Origin of the sequence: Leptothoe sp. EHU-05/26/07-4 (assembly GCF_043421015.1) — a bacterium.
Taxonomy (GTDB): Bacteria; Cyanobacteriota; Cyanobacteriia; order Phormidesmidales; family Phormidesmidaceae; genus Leptothoe; species Leptothoe turfae.
This window is the reverse complement of the sequence record NZ_JAXSQV010000001.1, coordinates 301404-327714: the sequence shown is the minus strand read 5'-3', so window position 1 is coordinate 327714 and position 26311 is coordinate 301404. Positions and strand designations below refer to the sequence as shown.

The following is a 26311-nucleotide window of genomic DNA, read 5'->3' as shown; positions in this document are numbered from 1 at the left end:
GAATAAATAGAGGTCCCCTAAATGTCTGTAGAGGCTGATCCCAAGGCATTAGCAAGCCAGTTGCATACACTGCGTAAAACCTTGGGTAAGATGGAGGTGGCTTTAGATGCAGTAACTGATGCTATCGTCTGGACAGATGAGCGGGGACGTATACAGTGGTGCAATGCTTTATTTGAAAAACTAGTTCAAAAGAAGCAGCTAATGCTGCTGAGTAAAAATCTAATTGACGTACTACCCTTATCCCAGGGTAATCAGGTATTAACAGTTTTTGAGCATCCAGGAAGTTTAGCCCTGTCACAACAATGTCAGGGGACTAATTTTTACGATTTCGATCACAATAGCACGTTACGAATTCTTGAGATTTCTTGGGCCTCCATTCAGTTTGAAGATTCGCATTCCATGAGTGCCGTACTGGCAATTCGTGACGTTACTGAAAAGAAACAAGCAGAAACAGAGCTTGAAAAATATCGAGAACAGCTGGAATCATTAGTTGAGCAGCGAACGGTTGAGTTAAGTAACGTTAACGAACATCTACAAGCGGAATTGCTAGAGCGCCAGCGAGTTGAACAACTTTTAGTTAAAAGCGAAGCCGCAATTCGTGCTCTTTATGAAGTAACGGCATCCCCTAAAGTAGATTTTAGTCAAACAATTGAGGAGTTACTCAATTTTGGCTGTGAACAATTTAATTTGCCAATCGGCGTTTTATCTAGGATCCAGGACGAGCAGTATGAAGTCTACCTAGCCCGACTACCGAACCGAAAATCTGTTCAAGGAGTACTTTTAAATCTTGAGAATACCTATTGCCAGGATGTGATTGCCAGTAATAAAACCCTCTGTATTCTTGCGGCAGGCAACACATCTTGGGCAAATAGTGCCTGTTACCAAAGCTTAAATTTAGAAACTTACTTTGGCACCCCTGTCTTGGTTGATGGCCAGGTTTATGGCACTCTTAATTTTTCGAGCCAGGTAAAGCGGGACGGAGCCTTTAGTGCTCTTGATAAAGAACTTCTGTTACTTATGGCCCAATGGGTTGGACGAGAAATAGAACGTCAGCAAGCTGCAATTATTCTCGCTAAGGCAAGGGATGATGCGCTGGCAGCTACTAAGACTAAAAGTGAATTTCTGGCGACGATGAGTCATGAAATTCGTACGCCTATGAATGCCGTTATCGGTATGACCAGCCTTTTACTAGATACAGCATTAACAGATGAGCAGCGTAATTTTGTAACTACCGTTCGTAATAGTGGTAATGCATTATTAACGCTGATCAACGACATACTGGACTTCTCTAAAATTGAATCTGGTCACCTGGAACTTGAAGCTCATCCATTTGATTTACGAGCATGTATCGAAGAAGCGTTTGATCTAATTGCTGCAAAAGCGTCTGAAAAACAATTAGAGTTAGCCTTCAATATTGATTCAGCAATTTCTAATACGTTTGTGGGAGATGTTACCCGCCTCCGTCAGGTTTTGGTCAATCTTTTAGGAAATGCGGTTAAGTTCACACACCAAGGAGAGATTTCCATTTCCGTGACTAATTGGAAATCCTCATCACCAGCTGAGCCAGGATCACAATCGCTAGCTGAAACTCATCAGAGTCTCTGCTTTGCAGTTAAAGATACAGGGATTGGTATTCCTCCCCAAAGAATAGCACGGTTATTTAAGGCCTTTAGTCAGGTGGATTCGTCTACTACACGTAAGTATGGTGGTACAGGTCTGGGCTTAGCTATTTGCAAGCAGTTAACCGAAATGATGGGAGGTAAGATTTGGGTTGAGAGTCAAGTAGACCAAGGTAGTACATTCTTTTTCACGATTACATTACAGACCACAGTAGAAAAAAGTAGCCGAACGAGAATATCGCCTTCATCTCAATTGGTTGGTAAACGATTGCTAATTGTTGATGATAATGCTACTAATCGACAGATTTTAGAAAAGCAAACCCAGTCTTGGGGCATGCTAACCCGGACAACTTGCTCAGGAGCAGAAGCTTTAAAGTGTTTTGAAAGAGGCGAGGTATTTGATTTAGCTATTTTGGACATGCAAATGCCTGAAATGGATGGGATGACCCTTGCTCAAGAAATCCATGATCTTCCAGACCAAAAATCATTGCCTTTGATGATGCTCACCTCGGTAGGGAAGTATCAAATCTCTCAAGTAGATATTGAGAAGCATTTTGTAGCATTCTTAAATAAGCCAATAAAGCAATCTCAACTGTTGGAGAATTTAGTTAGACTTTGTGTAGGTAAGTTCGTCAAATTTGAACAGCCTAAAAAATTAGTAACAACAATTGATCACCATCTTGCTGAAAAGCATCCGCTGCAAATTTTACTGGCTGAAGATAATGGTGTCAATCAACAACTGGCGACACAATTGCTCAAAAAAATGGGCTACCGAGCAGATGTTGTAGGTAATGGATTGGAGGCAATTAATGCTTTGGAGCGCCAATCCTATGATGTGATCTTAATGGATTTACAAATGCCTGACATGGATGGCTTAACAGCAACACAAAAGATTTGTGAGCAGTGGTCTGCTGTCAATAGGCCTTGGATTATTGCAGTTACTGCAAATGCTATGCAAGGTGATCGTGAGGCTTGTCTTAAAGCTGGGATGGACGATTATATTAGTAAGCCTATTCAGATTGAAGAGCTAGTGGCAGCATTACAGCGAGTGCCCTCTCGCAAAGCTCAAGAGAGCCGTAAAGAACAACCAGCATCAATACAGATTACGGCCAAAGATCAAGAGCAAAAAGATATTCAGATGCCTGCTCATGGAATAGAAGCACCTTTTGTAAACGAGGATATACAAACAGCAAAATCACCTGTAGATCGGCATCAACTGTGTCATTTAATATCTATGATGGGAGGAGAAATAAACGTCTTTAAGCAATTAGTTGACACCTATATCAGTGAGTCTCCTGAGCTTATTCAACAGATGGATCAAGCGTCTATACAGAAGGATGCTGCTGCCCTAGAACATAGCGCTCATACTTTGAAATCAAGTAGTCACGCTCTAGGTGCAATTGAATTGTCTAACTTGTGTGCGCGACTAGAGAAAATGGGACGTGAAAAGAAAATAGATAATGCAACAAATTTGTTGGAAGACTTACATGACGAGTATCATAAAATAGAAACTATCTTAACAAAAGATGTGGATGAATTGATTTTGTGCTGTGATATCAATTAAATCAATATCAGACATGTTCTTTCCATTGATTAGAAAATACTAGTTTTCTAGAATATTTTTCAGTGTTTTTATTAAGATGGGGAATTTTAATTGTAAGTTATCTAATTTGATCTAAAAAAATTACTGTGGTTGCAACCACAGTAACACCCAAAAATATGGACACAGTCTTCGATATAGCTCCTTCATCGGAGCATGTTCCATTAATTTTAATTGTGGACGACGATGTCGTTTCAAATTTTATGCTTTCTGAGATTTTGCACAAAGACGGTTATCGGACTGTAGTTGTTGAAGATGGTCAAGCTGCTTTATCTGCATGTCAACAAGAATTGCCAGATATTATTTTAATGGATGCCATTATGCCTGTCATGAATGGCTTTGACTGTTGTCGGTCACTACATATAGTGTATGGTGACAATTGTCCTCCTACACTTATGATTACGGGTTTAAATGATACTGAGTCAGTGGAACAGGCTTATAAGGTAGGAGCAGTAGATTATGTAACAAAACCGTTTCACTGGGCTGTGCTTCGCGGTCGTGTCCGTCAGGCAATTAGTGCACATCTAGCTCACCAAAAGCTCAAACAGTCATTGGCAAAAGAAAGATTACTTTTGCAAGAGCTTAAGCTTGCTAATCAGCAACTTCATCGTCTTGCCTCTCTTGATGGTCTGACAAATATTGCTAATCGTCGTGTATTTAATGAAAGACTTGAGAACGAGTGGAAGAGACTATGTCGAGAGCAAGCACCACTAGGGCTTATTTTAATTGATGTTGACTGCTTTAAAGCCTATAACGACACGTATGGGCATCTAAATGGGGATAAGTGCTTACGTCAAGTTGCTAATATAATTCATACCTGTGCCCGTCGTCCTGCCGACATAGCAGCCCGTTATGGAGGAGAAGAATTTGCTTTAATTTTACCTAATACGAACCTTGAAGGTGTTATGTATGTTTGTAAATCAGTACAGCAAAGGCTTCATGAACTATCTATTCCTCATACTTCATCTATAGCAGAATCTATAGTTACTGTTAGTATTGGTGCAGTATCTATTGTGCCAACCCATGCTAACTCACCTCAAATTTTAATTGATTGGGCTGATCAAGCATTATATACGGCTAAAAATAATGGTCGAAACTGCATTGTGTCTGCTTCCAACCCTACAGCAGTAGTCCCATTTCAAAAAAATAGGACTTATGAGGAAAGGGGAAGATAAACATCTTTAAACACTTACAAGCAAGCTTAATGGGCTTTAACTGGAACGAATTGAAGTCTGAGATTAGCTTATTTTCTAGATCATGAACTTGTTAGCCCAGGTAGTTTATGTTTATCCAAAGGTCATTTAAATATCTTTGTGTCTGTAATGCTTTTCTAATTAATCATAGGTTTTAAGTTCTGTTAGAGTGACAACCCGGTAGCCTCGCTGCTGAATTTTGGGTAACAGTTTATCTAATATCTGAGTTGTGCGCTCTCCCCGATTTTTAGGACCGTCATGGAGTACCAATATGTCGCCTGGGTCAAGATTATTCAACACAAACCATTGAGCAAACTGTATTGAAGGTAAGTGGGTGTCGTAGGGAAAAAGAGATCCTAAAACTAATTGATAGCCTTGTTTTTCAATGAAATCGAGCATGCGGTTATTATACCAACCCATACCAGGACGAAACCAACTGATGTTGCCATAGGGGGATAATGTCTGGTCAGCCCTCAAAAACTTTGTCTCAAAGTCTGTTGGTGAGAGTCGAATGCTGGATTCATCAATCGTCATGTGATTACCTAGTTCATGCCCCTTTGCAATAATTTCCTGGAGAAGTGCTTCATTACTGGGTAGTTCATTACTCAACATAAAAAATGTTGCCTGTACTTCATGGCGCTCTAGTACTTGTAAGATTGCTGCAGTGGTCTCAGCCTGGGGACCATCATCAATCGTCAGGGCAATTACCGGTTCTTCCGTACTGACAAAAAATAGTGCCCCTGGTCTGATTTGGGACACCATCTGAAATATCCATTGGGGTTGCCTTAGACAGAGATAGGCAAGGAATCCCCCCCCTATACTAACCAAGCTCAGGATAATCTTTTGCCAACGCTTCATGGTGAAATTCTATAAAAAAAGGTGCTGCGGGCACTCTGTCATCGACGCCCTAAGCAACACCTAGTAAAAATCGAAAATATTGTTAGCGTCTCTAGACTAGTAGCACTACCAATATTATTAAGATTGAAGCTTTTTAGCCCCCTGCAACAGCAGGTACAATACTTACTTCGTCACCGTCTTTAAGGGCTGTTTCTTTGCCATCTAAGAAACGAATATCTTCGCTGTTAACGTAGAAATTAACGAAGCGACGCAGTTCACCACTATCGTCACACAGACGACCTTTAATGCCAGGAAACTTACTTTCTAAAGAGTCCAATAAGGCAACAATGTTGTCGCCACCGATATCAACAGTGGCTTCGTTATTAGTGAATTTTTGCAGTGGAGTGGGAATGAGAACTTTAACAGCCATGAAAACAACAACTCAAAAAATAAAACAGAAATCAGTTTAACAGGGGAGTGTAATGGTTTGTTGCATGTAGGGGCGTTACATGCAACGCCCCTACATGCATCTTGTCTAAACTTGGGTTTGCTGCCAATCTAAACGGTTTAGCGTATTTGCCCGCTCCCAAGCACGCTCAAAGCTGTCTAGCTTAGGATCGATAAACAAGGGCTCACCGGCAGAACCGCTAACGGCTTCCTGAGTCTTGAGACCATTACCAGTAATGTAAGCAACGGTGCGCTCATCAGAATTAATCTTGCCGGCTTCCGCTAACTTTTTGAGGACGGCAATTGTTGTACCACCAGCAGTTTCAGTGAAGATACCCTCAGTTTCAGCAAGGAGCTTCATCCCTTCAACGATTTCAGCATCGGTAACATCTTCAATATTGCCGTTGGTCTTCTTAGCAATCTCTAGGGCGTAGATACCGTCAGCAGGATTACCAATGGCAATGGACTTAGCGATAGTGTTGGGCTTAACAGGGGTGATAAAGTCACGACCTTCTTTGAAGGCTTGGGAAATAGGAGAGCAACCCTCAGCCTGAGCACCGCTAAAGCGAACGTGCTTCTCTTCAACTAAACCAGTTTTTACTAGCTCATTAAACCCCTTATAAATCTTGCCATAAAGAGAACCAGAAGCTAAGGGCGCAACAATATGATCGGGCAGTTCCCAACCCAATTGCTCAGCTACTTCAAAGCCTAGGGTTTTAGAGCCTTCAGAATAGTAAGGACGTAGATTGATATTTACAAAGCCCCAACCGTGGGTGTTGGCCACTTCCGAACAGAGGCGGTTGACCTGGTCGTAGTTGCCATGAACGGCCATGACTGTGGGGTCATAAATCAGTGTGCCTAGTACCTTGCCAGCCTCAAGATCAGAAGGGATAAATACGCAGCAGTCTAAGCCCGCATGGGCAGCAATGGCCGCAGTAGAGTTGGCCAGGTTACCCGTACTTGCACAGGAGACCGTGGTGAAGCCAAGCTCACGGGCGCGGGTCAGGGCCACAGAAACGACCCGATCCTTAAAGCTCAGGGTGGGCATGTTGACCGCATCGTTCTTGATGTAAAGCTCTTTTAGACCCAGGCGACGAGCCAGACGATTGGCCTTGAGCAGAGGCGTCATACCAGTACCCACATCAATGGGATTATCGCTGGCAACGGGCAAAAATGCTTTGTAGCGCCAAATGGAGTTAGGACCTGCTGCAATACTTTCGCGACTGACCTGACGACGAATTGCATCGTAGTCGTAGGTGACTTCCAAGGGGCCAAAGCACTCTTCACATACGTGCTTAGCTGCGGGCTCATAGGTGGTACCGCACTCTTTGCACTTGAGATTGGTAAATGTGGCGGATTGGAGTGTCTGAGTGAGTGGACGGTCGATGGCCTGGGTCATGGGACTTATTGATGTATGACAGATTAATTTGAAAGTATCACGGTGCTGAAAACAGCGTCAAACAATCCCGACTAAAATAGTCGGGTATTTTTAAAGTCAATTAAACCAATGCTTTTGGCCGAACACTTGGACAGATCGGTAAAAGTCTATGGATAAAAAGTTGATTTTTCTATGGTTGCGATCGCTGCACGCTAAAATCCCAAATCGACCCTGGCCATTTCAGCAGCTTTAAAGACTTGCTCATCAGGCAGTTCATCCCAGGCCGTGGCACCGATCTCAGCATAGAAACTGGCATCATAGGGGCGTGTCCTGACTACCACGGGCATGGGAACGGCATGACCTAATAGGAGAGCTTGCTGTTTAGAGTCGAGTTTGGCCAGCACTGATCGGAGATTCTGACCACCGGAAACACCGGTAAAAATGGCGTCAATGTCTTTCTCATCGTTGAGCAGTGCGGTGATGCGAGTACCAATTTGTGACATCACCTCGTTGTCGATGCCAGACGGACGCTGATCGACCACTAACAAAGTGACAAAGTACTTCCTCATCTCTCGGGCAATGGTGCCAAAGATAGTTTGTTTAGCAGTGGCTGGGTCAAGGAATCGATGGGCTTCTTCGATGGTGATGACAAGCTGAGTGGGGCGATCGCTGGGATTTTTAGTTTGTAAAAAGCGCTCGGCTTTGCGCACATAGCTAGCGTGAATGCGGCGAGCAATCACATTAGTGGCCAACATGTAGGAGAGCATGTTGGACTGGGAGCCGAACTCTACAACCACGTGTTTGCCAGCATCCAGGGTATCCAGAATCTGTTTTACATAGTTGTGGGGGCAGGTGTTGCGGATATATTTCAGCTCGGTCAGCCGTGTCAGCTTTCGCTGTAGCGCCATGATTGATGATTTGCTGCCCATTTTGACTTCGCAAAATTCTTGAATCTCTTCGTTACTCATGGTGAGTAAGCGGTTAATCCAAGACTTGCCAAATTCATTGCGCAGAATGATGGCATTTTCTAAACTAGCTTCCGATAGATTCAGCTCACGGCCAATTAGAGCTAAATCTTCCACATCAATCTGGTCAAAGCTGATGTAGAGTTCCTGAGCGTCGCGCACACCTCGTCGTTTTGTCGCTTCTGGGTCTAGAGTAAAGATTTGCACATGACCTGGAAACAACTGGCGCAGCCCCTTGACGGTGCTGAAGTTAGCCCCCTCACTAACAGCTTCCCAGCCATATTCCGAGTGCATATCAAAAATGAGATTGACAGCAGCGCGCTGTTTGATAATGCCTGAGAGCAATAGTCGGGTGAGAAAAGACTTGCCAGTACCTGATTTACCAAAAATGCCGTTACTGCGCTCTACAAAGCGATTTAGATCGATACAGATGGGGACATCCATATCGATGGGCTGACCAATGGCAAAATTGCGTCGATGGGGATCATCTTCCCAGCCAAAGACAGAGCGAAAGTCTCGTTCGCTGGCATCGTAAGCCTGGCTAAAGTGCCCTGGAATGGTTTTAACGGGCAACAGTTGGGTGTTGTCCACCGTATCTCCATCGTCTTCTGGAGTGAACATCAACATGGGGGCCAGGTCAATGGTGCCGTAGGTGCCGCCACCTGCGAGGACTTCTTGTAGGAACAGTTCGGTAGGGTGGGGGGGGTTGGCCAGGATGCGTTGACTGGCGGTGCCCAGGGAGACGTCAGTGAGCATGCAGAAAAATCGCGATCGCACCCCCTGCACCACTAAAAACTTGCCCACCCGCATATCCTCCACACTCACATCAGCATGGAGACGCACTTCCAGCCCCTGACTCAGGGAGCCTTGAATAACTGAACCTAAAGGCGTTTCGTTGTTCATGCCAGGATTGACGTGGGTGGCCACTGCCCATCCTAGCTTGAGAATCGTATTTTAATACATGCGTTCTACGAAAAAATGTCTCTAAACAACAACGAGCAGCTTTGCCTACACAGCACGCTGCTCGCTATTTGGGTATTCCTCCCTGCCTTCAGATATCTAACGAAGTACCAGGCGCTTAGCTATATTTCGATAGCTGCTAGTTGCCAAAATTCCAACCCACACCAGCTTGAACGGCTGTCGCTGTGCCACCGCCATCATCAAAGGCATCAAAGGCAAAAATCGCGTTACCAAAGACAACAAGATTACTGCCAGGCACTGCAAAGTCTATACCCGGCTGCAACACAAAGGCTGTTTCATCTCCTACCGGTGATGCATCATCGCCAGTGGGTATGGATACCCCTGCGCCCAAATATACATCGGTTTGAAAACTCACTGGAAAGTCGTAGGACACCGTTGGCACCAGTGCCAGATCGCCATTTAGCAAAAACGCTTGAGCTCGAAGAGAAATCGGAACTGCTAACAGCTTATAGCGCCCCGAAATAACCAGCCCCAAGCCATCACCATCGCCGTCGTCATCATCGTTTAAGCCTAGGGTACCACCAGCACCCACGTAGCTACCGTAGGCTGCTTGGGCCTGAACCGGTTTTACATCCAACGCAGCCAACAGTGCTGCTGTGACCACAGTAGCTAAACCCAAACGCCCCAGCATAGTTTTAAGCAGGCTGATCATCGTTACTCACTCCTTAAACAATGTCCCTAACAATTTCTGAAGACTGCTTTTTGAAGACTGCGCCTGGTTAGCCCAAAACAGGGTCTAACCTGTAATTAGCAGGATTATGCCTACAGACAAAATATGAGAGCGCCACAAAGTTAACCCGTTGTTGGGAAAATGTCAAAGGTTTTTTTGACTTAGCCCGTATTCCGCATGCCAGCAGCGATGCCATTAATGGTTAACATTGCTCCACGTAGCAGTTCACCTCGGCTGTAGCGTGACTGAATGACACCGGTTGCCAGAGCCGCAGCGTCACGATGCTGTCGCAAACGCTTCAGAAGTGAAACCTGTAAGAAACCGAGTGGGACAATGGTACCGTTGCGCAGCTGGACTGAACGCTGTAGGTTAGGATCGCCGTCTAACAAAGCCTGATTATCAGTGACCTGTAAGACCATTTGGGTGGTCAGATAAAATTCTTGAGCAATCTGATCAAATACTGCTTGGAAGCTATCTTGCCGTTCCCCTGCACCCAGTTCATTGACATAATGCTGGGCAATTTGTAGGTCCACCTTGGCCAAGGTCATTTCCACCTTGGAAATAGCCATTTTGAAGAAAGGCCATTTGGTGTAAAACGAGCGCAACAGTTTGATATTCTCTTCGGGAGCCTCGCCAATGAACTCCTCTAGAGCTGTGCCAACGCCATACCAGGAGGGCAATAGAAAGCGAGCCTGGGTCCAACTAAATACCCAAGGAATCGCCCGTAGACTGGGTAAATCCTTCTTGCCGCCACGACGAGATGGACGAGAACTAATTTGCAACTGGCTAATTTCTTGAATCGGGGTGACATGGTGGAAAAATTCCACCAGCTCAGCATCTTCGTAGATCAGGGCGCGATAGTGCTGTCTGGAGCGTACGGCCAGCTTTTCCATAATTTCTTGCCAAGGGGCAATTTCATCGAAGCTATTGCTCAACAGACTGGCCTGCACCACAGCAGTAGTGACTGTTTCCAGGTTATACAGGGCTAAATCCTTAAGGTTATATTTCGACGCTAAAACCTCTCCTTGCTCTGTAATTTTGATACGGCCATTAATACTACGACCAGGCTGAGCCAAAATTGCTTCATAGGCCGGGCCGCCACCACGGCCCACTGAGCCACCGCGACCGTGGAAAATTCTGAGGGAAACCCCGTACTTCTCAGTAACTTTCTGCAAAGACTGTTGCGCTTTATGGATTTCCCAATTGCTACTGAGGAAACCAGAGTCTTTATTGCTGTCAGAATAGCCCAGCATGACTTCTTGCAAAGCCACTTCTGAGGAGTTGTCTGCTGTGTAGCCTCCTTGCAACATCGATAGGTACAGGGGAAGTTCAAACAGCTCTTCCATAACCGCTGTGGAACGGCGCAGGTCGGCTACGGTCTCAAATAATGGAACAATGTGCAGATTGCCGACACCGGTGGCTGGGTCGTATAGTCCTGCTTCTTTACCGAGTAGCAAGACTTCCAAAATATCGCTGGCATGGTCGCTCATGCTAATCACGTAGCTGCGACAGATGTCCTGGCCAAACTCCTGGTGTAGTTTGCGCACCATATGGAAGGTGGCAATGGTTTCTCTTGCCTTTTCTGAAATTGGCAGCTCGGTGGGGATTAGTGGACGTCGCGTACTGAGTTCTGCGGTCAACCACTCAACTTTTTCAGTTTCAGAAAGGTCATTGTAGAGCTTGGGCAGTTGCAAGTACTCGGTAATTTCGTGAATTGTGTCCGAGTGGCGGGTGCTTTCTTGGCGCATATCCAGTTGAGCCAAACTGAAGCCGTAGATTTCCACCTGACTCAGTAACATATCCAATTCTCGACATACGAGACCCGTATCTTTCAAGCTCTTATGGATGAGTTTCAGCTCTGCTAAAAATGCTTCTCCAGATTCATATAAGGTGCCTGGAGAGACAACTACGTCTTCTTCCTGTAGATAATCGCCGTTGTAGAGCTTTTTGCTACGTACATGGGTGTTTGCTAAGCGTTTTTCAACGTAGGCCAGCTTGAGTCGATAGGGCTCCTGGCGATAGCGAATTGCAAATTCCTCATAGACATCTGGCATTTGCAAGCGATCCTGCTCTAAGGACTCCAGCAGGTCGGGCAATACTTCGCTCCAATGGAGTGATGGGCTTAGTAAACCTGTAAGTTTTTGGATGGACGCCATGTATTTATCCAACACTAAGTTGCGTTGGTAACAGGCTGTTTTCCAGGTAACTTGGGGGGTGACTGAGGGGTTACCATCGCGATCGCTACCTACCCAGGAGCCAAAGCGACAGAACCGATGGCGTGGCGGTTTCAGGCCTGGAAATGTCTTGGTTAGGGCTCGATTAAACCGCTGGTATAGTTCAGGGATGGCATCAAACAGCACAACATCAAAGTAGTGCAGGGTGAAGTCCACTTCGTCTAAAACCGATGGCTTAAACTGGTGCAATTCATCTGTTCGCCACCACAGTCGAATCTCTTCTGTCAGTTCTTCCTGTAGCTGAGTTATTTCCCAGGATGATGTTTGTTCACGGATGCCAGCCTGTTCTTCAGCCAAATCCAAACGGCGGAATATATTTGAAATACGCCGCTGTTTATCACGAATGGTATGACGAACAATTTCAGTGGGGTGAGCCGTAAATACCAAACGCACATCCAGCTGATTGATCAGTTGTTGAATATGTCTAGGGGGAACATTTAGCTGGTTAAGAAGAGGAAACAGCCAGTGGAACGTGCCTGTGCCTTGCTGCTTTGGGGCACCTTTGCCGATGTCGGTACTGACTAAGTTTTGTAAGAACGTATCGTTGTTTTCAGTAGGATTTTGGGAATTACGGCTGGAACCATTACCGATGCCATCTACAAAGGTCCGGTAATGCTTCCGCTGATCCTGCTGTTCATAGTGTTGCTCAACAATGTTGATCAGCTGGAAGTAAAGAGCAAAGGCCCGAGCCATACGAATAGCGTCTTCCAGGCTTAGCTGTTCGATCAGCTGTAGAGCATTGGCATTATCCAGGGCCGGATCAGCCTGACCATCTGGAGTACACATGCGGCGAATATGTTTGAGTAAACTGACCAGGTCTGCACCGCATTCAGCCTCTAATACTGATTCCCAGATGCTTTCAACCGTGGTTAGTCGGTGCCTTAGAAACGCTTCGGATGCCTCTTCTAGAACAGAAAGGCTCTCGGATTTCTGAAGGGCCATATCATCTTGGTAGGAAACAGTTGGACTCATTCAACGTCTGCAGTAACGGCTGAGAGACAGAGATAACCCATGGTCACATCTCCGAGAAAATTGTAGAGGCTTTCGGACGTTCCAAAGCATCTTCTGCTCGGATGATCGACAAAATGTTTATAAAGGTCTGTGGGGGTCGGCATCTAGTACCGGTAGCTGAATGCCGCGAAATATCTCTTCACTGGCCATCCCAAACTGCATGAGCCAGTAGGTTAACGTGCGGCCCATGATCAGGAAGGCTAAAAAGGGTAAAGTCGCCAGAGCTAGGGCAATTTGAGGATTACTAACCAACGGCAACGGCAGGGGGGTGACTGTTTTTGGCGTGTATTTTTCACGAAAAGGTTGCATAAGTAAGAGGCTCGTAGTAAACGTATAGCAACTTTAGGGAATAAGATGGCCGATGCTGGCACATGGGTGTTAGCGGTTTATCTAAATCTTTCCTTAGGGAAAGGCCTATCTACAACCTAGCAGGTGCTGCTAATTCTAGATGCTGTTCTGCTTGTAATATTGCGAACTGTATCAAGACCCATAGTTCAAAGTTACTGTTCGTAGCGTATGTGTCTATGGACGACTTTGACGGAGAACGAGGGTTGACCCGATGGGAGTTACGAAAGACTGGATTCATGAGGTTAGTTTTTCCCGTATCTGTGCTATCCCTAAGGTGCAACTTGGAGTTGCTACTTGACTAAACCTGCTTGGGAAATTACATTTTTGCGGTCGAAGCGTTTTGGTCGTCGAGCTGTTAGGGGATCTAAGGGGCTATGTTCAGTCACGTAAAATCTGATCAACCACCAACATTGGACCCCACGGTGTTACTGCCCTGGCTTGAAGATGTGGTCAATAATTCTGACTGTAGCTTGAAGATGAAGCTGAGGGGCAATATCCTGCATGTTTATGCCCAATCTGCTAAAGGCCTAGATCGAGAGTATGTTCTATTGCGACTGGTGAGATCGCTACTCGATCCAGACCGTAAAGCCGAGCTACTCAAAGATTTCCCTCAAATTTACCAACTCTATTTTTATAGTGGCCGTTCTGAAGAACAAAAACCCGATTGGTCAACACCCATTTATCTAAATCGTCTAGAGCGCCATTTAGAGCAGCTGGTGGAAACCAGTGCTGATCTTGAGGAAATGAAGCGCTCAACCGCCCATCTAACTTCGGGTATTGGGTACTTGGATGACGCCACCTCCGCCATTGTACTTTCCAATGCTAGCCTGGCCCGTAAGGGTGATCCGGATGCGATCGCACGCTACCTTAGTCAAACCCTGAGCGCCCTGGATGTAGGGGTAGATGTGGTGGTTAATGCTTTACCCGGTAAGGCGAAACGGGCCCAGGGTGTGATTACGGCCCATGCGGTGGCCGCTGACCCCCGCCGAGATTTAATCAACCGGCTGTGGATTTTGTGTCGAGCCGCCTACAGTCCTGACCCGGCCATGATTGCTGAACCTACGGCCCAGCGGTTACGGGATCTAAAACTGACCCAGTTTCAGGATGCTGTGATTTCGGTGCAGGTGTTGGGGGAAGATACCCCCGACTGGCGACTGCGGGTGGATCTGACGCCGGATGAGGAAATTCTAAAGGAATGGAGTCGCTGGGGTGATACGGAATCCATTACTCGCCTGCTAAATCAGGCGCTGGCTCCCCTGGATGTGAGTGTGCTGCCCGAGGTTAAGGATTCTACGCTGCATCTGGTGTGTCAACCGTTGGCAGTGGGGCAAACCGTTGCCAGCAGTGGAGAGGCTTCCTCCTCTGAAGAGGGCTCTGAAACGGAGATTATGGATGCGATCGCACCTCTGTTGGAGCAGCTTGCTCCCCAGGGAGTCGGTCGGGCCATCGTTTATGGACCAAGTCTGGACAGTGTGAATCCAGTATGGCTTAAGTGCCTGGACTTGCCAGCCAGCGAACATGCAGATCTGGCTGTTTCCACTCAGGAGCTAGCGCGACAAGGTGACTTACCAGCCATTGCCTACTGTCTGACCAAACAGCTCAATCCCGATTTAGACGAACAGCTATCGACGGGCGGCATCCGAGTGCAGTTGCTGCGACGGGAACGACGGCTACATATTATGATCGATGCGCCCACATGTCCGTTGCAGCGTCAGGTGGTGCCCCAACTCAAGCAGTATCTCCGTCAGCATCCAATTAAAGGACTGGTGGGTATCCGCATCTATGGTCGCCGCGCGGGGCAAAAGCGCCCAGATTGGAACTATGGATTTGATCGTCAGCCCAAGAAGCGTTTGGTGCCAGAAGCGGTTCCCGAATTTGCCGCTTCTGATGCATATTTAGGAGATCTAATTCAGCAGGATGAGACGGCGGATGGGGATGCTGCGGAGCAAAATTGGCCCAATCGCACCCTTGAGCACCTGCGATCGCTACTGATTAAAACTCAATTGTTTGCCTCCGCTGCCAATAATCCTGAAGAACCGTTGGTCGGCGCGCACTTACCCAGCAGACGAGGCATTGCCCTGGCCTGGGCCACCTTGGGATTATTGCTGGCATTTCAAGCAGATTGGATCGCCGGTCAGTTATTTAAGGCGCGGTCGCTAGCCCTCCAAGCCCAGCAAACGACGACGGCAAAAACGCCTGAACGGAAGCCGCTCTCCACTTTTGAAGAAGAACTGGCTCAGCTGAATTGGGGTCAAAAGGATGGCGATGCCTCGATCAGTTTGGACGATGAGCTGCCAGGATTTGCCAGTTCGGCCATCAATGATAGCGACTTGTTAGGTAGCCCTCTCCAAACGACGGTTTCCATGACTGAAGTCCTGGAATCGTCTCCCTTTCCTTCATTTACGAGCCAACAGCTAAATGAAAAGTTAGCCCTATATGACTGGCGTGTGGCTAAAGAAGGGCCGCCGGATGTACTGATTTTTGGCAGCTCCCGTGCCCTGCGAGGGGTGGATCCGTCAGCGTTGAAGCGAGCCTTAGGGACCCTGGGCCATGACGATGTCAGCATATTTAACTTTGGAGTGAATGGGGCCACGGCTCAGATTGCTGATTTAGTGATCCGGCAGTTGCTGTCCAACTATCCCCTACCAAAGCTAATTATTTGGGCCGATGGAGCACGAGCGTTTAATAGCTCACGGGTGGATGTGACATTTAATGCGATCGCAACTTCAGAAGGATATCAGCAGCTGATCGCTGGTGAGTTGTTTCCTGAAAATAATGGTGAAGCCGCTGGTCCAAGCCTAAATCCCGCACAGCGTCTAAACCGCTTTTATGCCCGCACCGATGAGCAATTAAGCGATGCCCTGGGCCGCATATCTTCGGCCTACGGAGAACGTACTCAGTTGCAAAAGATTGCTGGCGTTAATCAAATCAACCCTAAGAACCTAGGACAACCGGCTGCCGTTAACCCCACTGAGACCGACTTAATTGATGTGGACGGCTTTTTGCCTTTAGCCATTCAGTTTAATCCGGCCACCTATTATTTAGCTCATCCACGGGTGGCAGGTACCTACGATGGTGACTACAAGGCTTTTCAAATGGAAGGTCCCCAGGTGAATGCCCTGCGACAGCTCGTTGCATACACCCGGTCCAAGGGGGTGGATATTGTCTTTGTCAACACACCCTTGACGGACGAGTATCTTGATCCTGCTCGTTTAGAAGTGGAAGGCCGCTTTCAACGCTACATGCTGCAGATTGCCGCCCAAGAATCAGGATTGCTATATCGCGATCTAGGCCAGCTATGGCCTCAGCGCTATGACTATTTTTCTGACCCTAGCCATTTAAACCGCTTTGGTGCCTATCAGCTCTCCAACCGCATAGCCCAAGATCCCATGATTCCCTGGCTGAAGCTGAAGTTGCCTGCTGAAGCTGAGTAACGCTCTACTAATCAATCCCTCCTTGCCACGATGACCCTGCCATCTATTACCTACGGTTTACTGATCCTTGGCACTAGTTTGATTTACTGGTTGTTGCCTGGTCGTGGCCTCAAGCTATGGCTGCTGCTGCTGGCTAGCTTGATATTTTATTCCTCACTGCAAGTCCAATATGTGCCGCTGCTGCTAGGGCTGGTATTGACCAACTATCTGATTGGTCGGCGTCTCAGTGCCCCCCTCGATTGGCGCATTCCCAATGAAGAGTGGCACTTTGCTCAACAGGACTGGGACCGCAAACGATTGATATTGCTGTGGGTTGGCATTAGTCTGAATGTATTGCTTTTGCTGGGGTTTAAATATTTTTTCCCGATGGTGGCAACCAGCAACCCCAGTTTGCAGCTGTTGATGCCCCTGGGTTTGAGTTTCTTTTGTTTTGAGTCCATTGCTTATCTGGTAGATATCTACCGTGGTGCTCCTGCAGCCAGTCACTTCATTGAGTTTGCTTCCTACAAACTGTTTTTCCCAAAGCTGATTGCTGGCCCAATTACTCGATTTCAGGGCTACATTAGCCAACTAAAACAGCCCCGTTTACCTAACCTGGAGCAAGGGGTAGAAGCAGGTTGGCTGATTGCTTCAGGTGCGGCAAAAAAAATGCTGCTGGCTGACCGCATTGGCCTTTTAGTCAACCTAAGTTTTGACAATCTAGAACGAGCCGGTAGTGGAGATATCTGGCTAGCGATTTTTGCCTATGGTCTACAGCTTTATCTCGACTTTAGTGGTTATGTTGATATTGCCCGAGGCAGCGCACTGTTATTTGGCATTCAGCTACCGCAAAACTTTGACTTCCCTTACTTCACCACCAGCATTGCTGAATTTTGGCGGCGTTGGCACATTACCCTGGGCGACTGGCTACGTAACTATCTTTACTTCCCCCTGGGGGGCTCCCGGAAAGGGTTAATGAGAACCTGCCTGAATCTGTTGTTTGTGATGCTGGTGGCTGGTATTTGGCACGGTGATCAGTGGGGCTTTTTGGTTTGGGGGGGGCTTCACGGCATGGCCCTGGTGATTCATCGACTTAATCAAACATTGGCGGATACGCGTCCGAGGCTGAAAGCATTTTGGGGTAGCTGGCTGGGTGTGATGGCAGCTTGGGCCATGACTCAATTGTTCGTATTTTTGAGCTGGGTACCCTTCCGTCTGCCAAATCTGGCGGATGTCGGACTGGTGGCCAATCGCTTTCTGAGTCAAGCTGGCGATGTCCAGTTTGCCCAAAAAGTCTACTTAGAATCCCTAGGTTTCAGCCGGGGTGGGGTGATTCTAATTCTGCTTGGTGTGGCCGGTATCATGGCCTTGCTTCACGGCTTTAAATATCGGCTTAAACTACAGATCAGCTGGCCCCTTAAACTCATGTTAATTCCAGCAGGGTTTTACTTGGCTTGGTTGCTAGCCCCTGATCAGGTCGTTCCTTATATCTATTTTGAGTTCTAAGCGTTGACGTTATAGCTTTGGAACTGGACATAGCTGAGCCGTAATCATGAGAGCCTCCATAACACTTCTCATGATTGAAGTGTTTGACTGTCTTGATAGCCAGCATTGGCCTTCGGTCAAACCTCTAGCCCTGCCTGATATTCGTGACCTCAGACAAGGGCAACGTGAAAACGAAAGCAACTGTTAAGGTGTATTGCGAAAATTAAAAACATGCGTTACATTTGTATACGAGCAAGCAAGGAATCTTATTTATCCCTTGTGAGCCATACATATCCGTACCTTCAAAACGCAATAATTTATCATGACAACTACTCTACAGCAGCGCTCTAGCGCTAATCTGTGGGATCAGTTTTGTGAGTGGGTTACTAGCACTGAGAACCGCCTCTATGTAGGTTGGTTTGGTGTGCTGATGATCCCCACACTACTCGCTGCCACGACTTGTTTCGTCATCGCCTTCATCGCGGCTCCTCCCGTTGACATCGACGGTATCCGTGAGCCCGTTGCTGGGTCTTTGATTCTGGGTAACAACATCGTTTCCGGTGCGGTTATTCCTTCTTCCAACGCTATCGGTCTACACTTCTACCCCATCTGGGAAGCTGCTTCTCTAGATGAGTGGTTGTATAACGGTGGCCCTTACCAGCTGGTCATTTTCCACTTCCTCATTGGCGTCTTCTGCTACATGGGTCGTGAGTGGGAACTGTCCTACCGCTTGGGAATGCGTCCTTGGATCTGTGTTGCTTACTCTGCTCCTGTAGCAGCCGCATCTGCAGTGTTCTTGATCTACCCCATCGGTCAGGGTTCTTTCTCGGATGGTATGCCTCTGGGTATTTCCGGTACCTTCAACTTCATGCTTGTTTTCCAAGCTGAGCACAACATCCTGATGCATCCCTTCCACATGCTCGGTGTGGCGGGTGTCTTCGGCGGGTCTTTGTTCTCCGCAATGCATGGTTCTCTGGTAACGTCCTCCTTGGTTCGTGAGACCACTGAGACTGAGTCCCAGAACTATGGATACAAGTTTGGTCAGGAAGAAGAGACGTACAACATCGTTGCAGCCCACGGCTATTTCGGTCGTTTGATCTTCCAGTACGCATCCTTCAACAACAGCCGTTCCTTGCACTTCTTCTTGGGTGCTTGGCCCGTCATCGGTATCTGGTTCACTGCCCTAGGTATCTCCACGATGGCGTTCAACCTGAACGGATTCAACTTCAACCAGTCCATCATCGACTCTCAGGGTCGTGTCGTCAGCACTTGGGCTGATGTGATCAACCGTGCCAACCTAGGTATGGAAGTAATGCACGAGCGTAATGCTCACAACTTCCCTCTAGACTTGGCGGCTGGTGAAGCGGCTCCTGTTGCTATGGTTGCTCCTTCCATCAACGCGTAGTCGTCGTGATCTAGTTGCAATTTGCTAATTTGATTTAGCCTGTAAAGCGCTCCTCAATTGAGGAGCGCTTTATGCTTTTAAAGGGAATTTCAAAACTATAGGGCCCCCCTGTCTGATGGTCCTCGCTATATTAGGAGTAGCGCAAGGCATGATTGTCCAGAGAGTATCCTGCTGTCTATCGACCCGGTATTTCCAGGCTGCGATCGCTTTTATTTAATATTGGTGGTGTCTAATACCTGGATAACGTCTCAACCTGAATAAAGTCCCATGGTGAGTCCTGAGGAGGGTCCTAACTTTAGTAAGAAGTAGCGGCATCAATGACAAAAATGTTCTATTGTTAGAACACTGACTATAAAAAGTGTTTTCTTGCCATCATACGTTGCTTGTCTAGTTGCGGCATACTCAAGGCAGATAGCGTTATAGGCCATGTTAGATATCGAATTTTTTAGTGACGATAAGCAGCCGATGTGTCGGGTAGAGGTGGCCGATACGTTTTTACTATGGCTTGCACGCACTGATTTTGCTCGTATTGGTGAGGAAACTGCTACGGATCTATCTATCAATGGTGAACAACTTACGTTGCCACTTGTGCAGCTAGCTCCATCAACACGAAAAACCTTTGTAGAGTTTTTCACAGAGTCTGTTGTCCTTCATAGTAAGCAGGTTCTGCTGCAGTTAGAGGAAGGAAGTTTGCAATCAGAGTTGGTTTATCGCCTGAAGAAGCTGATTGAGCTATTAGACTGCTTAAAAAATGAAGATTATCAATATTTGCAGCGAGTTTAAGCGATCAGCTTGGCTATAGCGTGGCAGGAATAATAATAGGTGGGTCAAGCAGATCTGCCCATAAGGCTAAATGAATGCTGACACTGGAGTATTACGAGTACTCTGGCTATAGCGTATCGGCAACTGCGATCGCAATTATCCCAACTTTCCACCCTATACAGATCATTACGCTCTGATGCTTCATCCGGAGAATGGGGTGATGCCTGTGGAGATCCGCGTAGAATCAGCGTGAGCATTCAGGAGATTGCCTAATGTATGTAGTGACCAATCGAAATCTACAGCCAGATGCCAACCCAGAAGAACGATTTGGGCCTAGATTTAACCAGAAGGGGCCTAATGAACTACGGCTGGCGGAGGCGCAAAAGGTTGGTGGTAGTTGGCAGGTCAATATTTTGGATGACCGTACTACGTATAACGGTGAAGACATGTGGGCTAGCGAAGCTGCCTTTTTAAAGGCACAGCAGCGGATGCGCCAAAATCATACCAGTGCACTCTTTTTTGTCCATGGATTCAATACAGACTTTGGTGATGCATTAGAGAGTGCCTATGCCATTGAGCAACGGTATAACCTTGAGGTCATCATGTTTACCTGGCCGTCTAACGGGGGGGGAACCCTTGAGGGGCTATCTAGCTATCAGGATGATAAGCGCGATGCGGCCTTGTCCATTGGAGCATTGGACCGATGCTTTGAGAAGCTGGCAGATTACTTCAAGAAATATGCAGAGCAGGCTTGTAAACGCAAGTTTAGCCTGGCGCTGCACAGCATGGGTAATTATCTGTTTAAGCGGTTGTTGTCATCATCGATTTATCAGGGAGAGACTCTGTTATTTGACAACATTGTGATGCTGGCTGCTGATGTGAACAATGAAGGCCATGCCGACTGGGTTAATCGGGTGCGTTTTCGCAATAGATTGTTTATCACCATTAATGAAGATGATGCGGCTCTGTTGGCGTCTAAGGCGTTGGCTGGGGATGAACAAAAAGCACGTTTGGGTCATTGGCCCCGAAATTTGACAGCACGCAATGCAACGTATTTAGATTTTACCGATGCGGCGAATATTGTTGCGCACCATAATTATTTTACGGATGATAGCGCGCTACAGAATGAGAGAATTAAAGAGATTTTTGCGCGGGCATTTACGGGTCAAAAAGCAGAACGTGGCTTGACGTTTGATGCGGGAACTGGGGCATATCGGGTGTTATAAATCTCGTCCTGGTGCTTTACCAGCAATAAATCTTGGCCCTAAAAGACTTTTACTACAGCAGGGAGCCGACGGAACCCGCTAATTTTATGTTTGGACCGTATTAGACATGACCCTGTAGGGATGCACTGCTATCCCTACAGGTACTGATAATTTGCCGATATCTTGAAGGGCGCACCCTATTAGAGTTAAAGGGTGCTGCATATTGAGGCGGCCCTAACGAGGAACTGGCAAGGCTTGTGCAATCTTCGTCTCTAAGAGATACCTCAGATTACCATTCGGCAACAACTCCATCAAAGGCTCTTCTCCTAGCTCTCCGGCTAACGCAGTCTTGACGCCTTGGGCTAATGCCTCAGAAGTCTCCTGACCATTGAGTTCAATCACCCAGCGATGGACCCTATCACCCTCACTGTTCGTAAGCACTCCCAGCGTGTCTGTCACATAGCTGTTGTCCATACTGTCTACCAGATGACGTGTTTCAGGCCGTTGGGCCAGCATGAGGCGTATGGCATATTCACCACGGATAGTCTTGCTATCTAGAGTTTCACCTGTTTCCAGAGGAACTTCCGTTGGTTCAACCGTCCGCTCTCCGGCCAAATAGCGTTGTGGATTCAAAATCAGCGTAGTCGCCTGGGGGGGATCAGCAAAGACTGCATCTACTGCTTCCCAGCCCCCTTGATCGCGCACAGCCTTAATAAATTTGAGACCAGCGCCATAAAGAAAAATATTCTCAAAGAGCCGGTCATTAATGGGACCTTCGGGGGGCAGTTTAGCGTGGGCAAGGAAGTCATAGTTCAGCAGCTCGCTGACGGCCAGCATCGCTTCGCCTTCAATGACGGCAGTGACAGCCTGATCGTAGTCAGAGTTGTCCTGGCTTTGGAGATGTAGATTGTAGAGGTCAAAGTGCTGATCCTGCAGGGCATGAAACATCTCGTGGAGCATGACGCCACGCCCCAGCTCATCAGAGCCTGATGTGGTGACAACGAGCTGTTTGGTTTCGGAGTTATACCAGCCATTGAGCCCCGGATCGTTCTGGGGCTGAAAGGTAACGACTAAATTTTCCTTAAAGCTGAGGCCACGCCACTGTTCTAGTTCTGTCATCACAGAGCTGGCGGAATCGGCCCAGGCTGGTGTATCGCCTTCGAAGGTAATGCGGGACTCAGTTGCTTCAATGGCTGTGGTGGTGCAGCTGACGGTGCTGAAGCCACAGGTGAGGGCAAGTATTCCGGAAATGACCATCTGCCAACCGCGCATAAGGAGAAGTCCTTTAGATTTGTCGTTGCTGATTTGTGGGATTTATTGATCGTATAGGCCCTGTCGGCGATCAGCAACGATCAGGCTATCTGACCGTAAGATTAGCCCTCATCCCCCAACCCCTTACTCCCTGGGGGAGAAGGGGGGACTGACCTTAAATGGATCTTTCCCTTAACCGCCGGCTACAAAGATGTAGCGGAGAATAAAGATTGCGGCTAGGATCCACATGCCGATGGTGGTTTCTCTTGCTTTGCCCTGGAATGCTTTGACTAAGGGATAGGCGATTAGGCCCATGGCCAGACCTTCGGCAATGGAGTAAGCCAGGGGCATCATAATGATGGTTAGGAATGCCGCGATCGCAGCCGCTGGATCCTCCCAATCAATTGCCCTTGCCCCAGACATCATCATCACACCCACCATAATCAATGCAGGCGCTGTGGCAAAGGCGGGGATGCCGGAGAAGAGAGGTATAAACAATAGGGCCACTAAGAAGAAAGCTGCCACAACAACAGCAGTAAAGCCACTGCGTCCCCCTTCAGAAATGCCTGATGCAGACTCAATGTAGGTCGTCACAGTAGAGGTACCCAAAATAGAACCAGCGGTGGTGCCCACAGCATCAGCCATAAAGGCTTTTTCAACGCCGGGAAATGCACCTTCATTGTTGATGTAACCTGCTTTTGAGCCCAAGCCGGTTAGGGTACCAATGGTGTCAAATAGGTCAACAAACAAAAAGACAAAGACAATGCTGACCATTTCTAAAAAGTTGAGCCTAAACAGCTCACCGATACCCACAAAGGCTTGACCAAAGAGATGGGTAGGGGCAGCAGGAATGGCAACAACGCCTTCGGGCCAGGGGGCAACGCCAAACAACCAGGCCAATAAAGCAGTGCCAATGATTCCCCATAATAAGGCACCCGTCACTCGGCGAGAGAACAGAAATGCGGTGATGCCCAACCCCAGCAGTGTCATGGCTGCTTGGGGTGATCTGAGGTTTCCAAGGGTGGTCAATGTGGCTTCAGAGGGGGCAACAATGCCTGCCCCCTTAAGGGCAATGTAGGCAATAAACAAACCAATACCGGCTGTTGTTGCATGCTTCACCGCATCGGGAATAGCGGCAACAATCTTGTTGCGCACATTGGTGAGGGTGAGAATAATAAAGATAATCCCCTCAATAAAGACAGCAGCCAGGGCCACACGCCAGTCCACACCCATGCCTAGCACAACACTGAAGGCAAAGAAAGCATTGATGCCCATGCCAGGAGCCAGAGCAAAGGGAAGTTTGGCGTAAAGACCCATGATCAGGGTTGCGATCGCAGCTGATATCCCCGTTGCCATGACCAGCTCCCCAAATAAGTCTCCTGACCCATTGAGAAAAACAGCCTCCGACAAAATTGCCGGGTTGACGATGAGAATGTAGGCCATGGTGACAAACGTCGTTGCCCCAGCCAAAATTTCCGTAGGTAGATCGGTGCCCAGGGCATCGAAGTTAAAAAAGTTAGCGATGGCCCCTGCCAGGCCAGACGATTGTTGAATATTGCCCGATTGATTAGACATAGCGGTTAAGTGCGTAGCTATTTCCAGTGAAGTGCCTAAGGTTTCTATCGTCTGTCTAGGTGGTTACGGATACGATGGATGTAACATTTATTTTTTATTTGGAAAAGAATTGAAAACTCATTGGTTGCTTCTCAGACGCGCAGGTGCTATAGCTGACCTCGACTACGCTCAGTCAGTTAGGGGGAAAAGCTTGAAGATAGGGTTTTATGGTGCTGATAAGATAACTAACAAACCTTCAAGCCCTGAGAATAGCCATGCGTGTTTATGTGGTTCTGTTTAATGCTCGTACTGAAAATGAGGGAATTCACTCTCTGAAGGTGGGCGATCGCAACATCGTGCTGATGTTTGAAGCCGAAGACGATGCTGTACGCTTTGGTGGTTTGCTAGAGGCACAAGACTTTCCGCCCTGCAGTGTGGAAGGGTTTGAGTCGGAAGAAATCGAAGAGTTTTGTCGCGGTGCAAACTACGAAGCGAAGCATGTGGAAACTGGCACGCTGGTCATGCCCCCAGAGCAAAACCTGGAAACAAAGGACTGGGACCCAGACACCCGCCCCGAAGAGCGAGTGCAGCCAGCTGATTCAGGCACATCAGCTCAGGATATGTCACAGAAGGAGTTGGATCGGATTCGACAGCAGTTGGAGAAGTTGCTTTGAGGAGGGAGTAGGGAATGGGGGACGTGCTTGAGCTAGGGGTTGATTGGTGGAAGGTGGGTGTTATCACTTGGGCGAAATCCTTATAATCTATCGAAGTTAAGTTCTGAGCTTTAGTCCGGGGCCAGGCAGTTAAACTGCCTGGCCCCACTGCCCATTCCCCATTCCCCTCTGCCCCATGCCTGACACCATTAACGATCGCAGCTACCTTCTCACCGAGCAGATTAACCCCAATAGTCAGAACCTGGACCAGCTGTCAACGCTGGAAATGGTGCAGGTGTTTAATCAGGAAGATCAGCGGACAGTGGATGCGATCGCAGAAGCAGCGCCCATGCTGGCGATGGCCATTGACCGCACGGCAAAGTCGCTACGGGACGGCGGTCGTCTGTTCTATATAGGTGCTGGCACCAGCGGGCGTTTGGGCGTGTTGGATGCGGCTGAATGTCCACCAACATTTTGCACACCGCCCAAGATGGTGCAGGGAATTTTGGCCGGGGGGCCACCAGCTTTGCTGCGCAGCTCAGAAGCCCTAGAAGACTTGCCTGCTGATGGGGCAGCAGCGATGGCGACCCACCAAATTTCTGCCCTTGATGTAGTGGTAGGGATTACGGCTGGTGGAACCACACCCTATGTACATGGTGCGCTTGAAGAAGCCAAGCTCAGGGGAGCTACCACAATTTTTATGGCCTGTGTACCAGCGGAGCAGGTGGATATTGATGTGGATATCGATTTGCGGTTACCGGTAGGGCCTGAAGTATTGGCAGGCTCCACCCGCCTAAAGTCGGGCACCGTCACCAAAATGGCCCTAAATATTTTGTCGACCGGGGTGATGGTGAAACTGGGCAAAGTCTACGGCAATCGCATGGTCGATGTATCGGTTACGAATACCAAGCTCCATGACCGGGCTCTGCGCATTATTTCTGCTCTGACAGATCTATCCCGTGACGAAGCCGATACCCTTTTGGGCAAAAGTGATCAAAAGGTAAAACTTGCTTTGTTGATGCACTGGGCTGATTTGGATAAAGACGCGGCTCAAGCGGCGTTAGATCAAAATAATGGCAATCTACGACAGGCACTTATGGCACGTCCAGAGTAACAATGAAATTAATTTATATTCCTCAGGGCGTACTGCCGTCCGCCCCTACCAAGACACCAGACACCTTATAAAATTCTTCCGTTTAAATCGATTAAGGCGCTTGTGCTTAAATAATCACCCCATTCCCCCGTCACTCATCCAACCATCTATAACTCCAAACTGGACTTTATTGTTGTGCAGTCCCCT

The 26311-nt window shown here is 47.6% G+C and carries 18 protein-coding genes; 9 read left to right on the top strand and 9 right to left on the bottom strand.

Going from position 1 to position 26311, the window contains the following annotated elements:
- Positions 1-21: 21 nt before the first annotated feature.
- Both U2F10_RS01460 and U2F10_RS01455 read left to right on the top strand, forming a co-directional pair.
- On the top strand, positions 22-3183 hold the full coding sequence (locus U2F10_RS01460; protein ID WP_499870295.1) for a response regulator: 3162 nt from the start codon (positions 22-24) through the stop codon (positions 3181-3183).
- A gap of 125 nt (positions 3184-3308) precedes the next feature.
- Positions 3309-4394 carry a GGDEF domain-containing response regulator gene (locus U2F10_RS01455; protein ID WP_499870293.1) on the top strand — a complete coding sequence of 362 codons (1086 nt, stop codon included), beginning with the start codon at positions 3309-3311 and terminating at the stop codon, positions 4392-4394.
- Between the two features lie 159 nt (positions 4395-4553).
- Here U2F10_RS01455 and U2F10_RS01450 read toward each other — a convergent pair whose 3' ends face one another.
- From U2F10_RS01450 to U2F10_RS01420, 7 genes are all read right to left on the bottom strand, one after another.
- Positions 4554-5174 (bottom strand): chitin deacetylase family protein, encoded by a 621-nt coding sequence (locus tag U2F10_RS01450; RefSeq protein WP_499870291.1) that lies wholly within the window; start codon positions 5172-5174, stop codon positions 4554-4556.
- Positions 5175-5403: 229 nt separating this feature from the next.
- Complete coding sequence (locus U2F10_RS01445; protein ID WP_006519047.1) at positions 5404-5679, bottom strand: MoaD/ThiS family protein; 276 nt, start codon at positions 5677-5679, stop codon at positions 5404-5406.
- A 105-nt stretch (positions 5680-5784) separates the two neighbouring features.
- On the bottom strand, positions 5785-7095 hold the full coding sequence (gene thrC / locus U2F10_RS01440) for a threonine synthase (RefSeq protein ID WP_163665201.1): 1311 nt from the start codon (positions 7093-7095) through the stop codon (positions 5785-5787).
- Positions 7096-7286: 191 nt separating this feature from the next.
- A complete protein-coding gene (locus tag U2F10_RS01435) occupies positions 7287-8942 on the bottom strand; it encodes a helicase HerA domain-containing protein (RefSeq protein WP_499870404.1) in 1656 nt (551 codons plus the stop codon).
- A gap of 196 nt (positions 8943-9138) precedes the next feature.
- Complete coding sequence (locus tag U2F10_RS01430; RefSeq protein WP_163665205.1) at positions 9139-9672, bottom strand: hypothetical protein; 534 nt, start codon at positions 9670-9672, stop codon at positions 9139-9141.
- Between the two features lie 179 nt (positions 9673-9851).
- Positions 9852-12896 (bottom strand): phosphoenolpyruvate carboxylase, encoded by a 3045-nt coding sequence (gene ppc, locus U2F10_RS01425; protein ID WP_163665207.1) that lies wholly within the window; start codon positions 12894-12896, stop codon positions 9852-9854.
- A gap of 117 nt (positions 12897-13013) precedes the next feature.
- Positions 13014-13244: a hypothetical protein gene (locus U2F10_RS01420; RefSeq protein ID WP_250565939.1), complete on the bottom strand. Its 231-nt coding sequence runs from the start codon at positions 13242-13244 to the stop codon at positions 13014-13016.
- A gap of 413 nt (positions 13245-13657) precedes the next feature.
- Between U2F10_RS01420 and U2F10_RS01415 the strand changes: the two genes are divergently transcribed.
- The 5 genes from U2F10_RS01415 (at position 13658) to U2F10_RS01395 (ending at position 21574) form a co-directional block, all read left to right on the top strand.
- On the top strand, positions 13658-16717 hold the full coding sequence (locus U2F10_RS01415; RefSeq protein WP_499870289.1) for an SGNH/GDSL hydrolase family protein: 3060 nt from the start codon (positions 13658-13660) through the stop codon (positions 16715-16717).
- A gap of 30 nt (positions 16718-16747) precedes the next feature.
- Positions 16748-18202: an MBOAT family O-acyltransferase gene (locus tag U2F10_RS01410; RefSeq protein WP_163665211.1), complete on the top strand. Its 1455-nt coding sequence runs from the start codon at positions 16748-16750 to the stop codon at positions 18200-18202.
- 301 nt (positions 18203-18503) lie between these two features.
- Positions 18504-19586 carry a photosystem II q(b) protein gene (gene psbA, locus U2F10_RS01405; RefSeq protein WP_499061559.1) on the top strand — a complete coding sequence of 361 codons (1083 nt, stop codon included), beginning with the start codon at positions 18504-18506 and terminating at the stop codon, positions 19584-19586.
- A 426-nt stretch (positions 19587-20012) separates the two neighbouring features.
- The gene (locus tag U2F10_RS01400) at positions 20013-20369 is read left to right on the top strand and encodes a hypothetical protein (RefSeq protein ID WP_163659409.1); all 357 of its coding nucleotides are present in this window, start codon (positions 20013-20015) and stop codon (positions 20367-20369) included.
- Between the two features lie 251 nt (positions 20370-20620).
- The gene (locus U2F10_RS01395; protein ID WP_163659410.1) at positions 20621-21574 is read left to right on the top strand and encodes an alpha/beta hydrolase; all 954 of its coding nucleotides are present in this window, start codon (positions 20621-20623) and stop codon (positions 21572-21574) included.
- 213 nt (positions 21575-21787) lie between these two features.
- Here the strand turns inward: U2F10_RS01395 and U2F10_RS01390 are convergent, their stop codons facing one another.
- On the bottom strand, positions 21788-22825 hold the full coding sequence (locus tag U2F10_RS01390; RefSeq protein WP_499870288.1) for a hypothetical protein: 1038 nt from the start codon (positions 22823-22825) through the stop codon (positions 21788-21790).
- A 171-nt stretch (positions 22826-22996) separates the two neighbouring features.
- Positions 22997-24379, bottom strand: a complete 1383-nt coding sequence (locus U2F10_RS01385) for an NCS2 family permease (RefSeq protein ID WP_163700586.1) — start codon at positions 24377-24379, stop codon at positions 22997-22999.
- A gap of 254 nt (positions 24380-24633) precedes the next feature.
- Between U2F10_RS01385 and U2F10_RS01380 the strand changes: the two genes are divergently transcribed.
- Positions 24634-25032 carry a DUF3110 domain-containing protein gene (locus U2F10_RS01380; RefSeq protein ID WP_163659413.1) on the top strand — a complete coding sequence of 133 codons (399 nt, stop codon included), beginning with the start codon at positions 24634-24636 and terminating at the stop codon, positions 25030-25032.
- A gap of 175 nt (positions 25033-25207) precedes the next feature.
- Positions 25208-26125: an N-acetylmuramic acid 6-phosphate etherase gene (murQ, locus tag U2F10_RS01375; RefSeq protein ID WP_499865096.1), complete on the top strand. Its 918-nt coding sequence runs from the start codon at positions 25208-25210 to the stop codon at positions 26123-26125.
- The last annotated feature ends 186 nt before the right edge of the window (positions 26126-26311 follow it).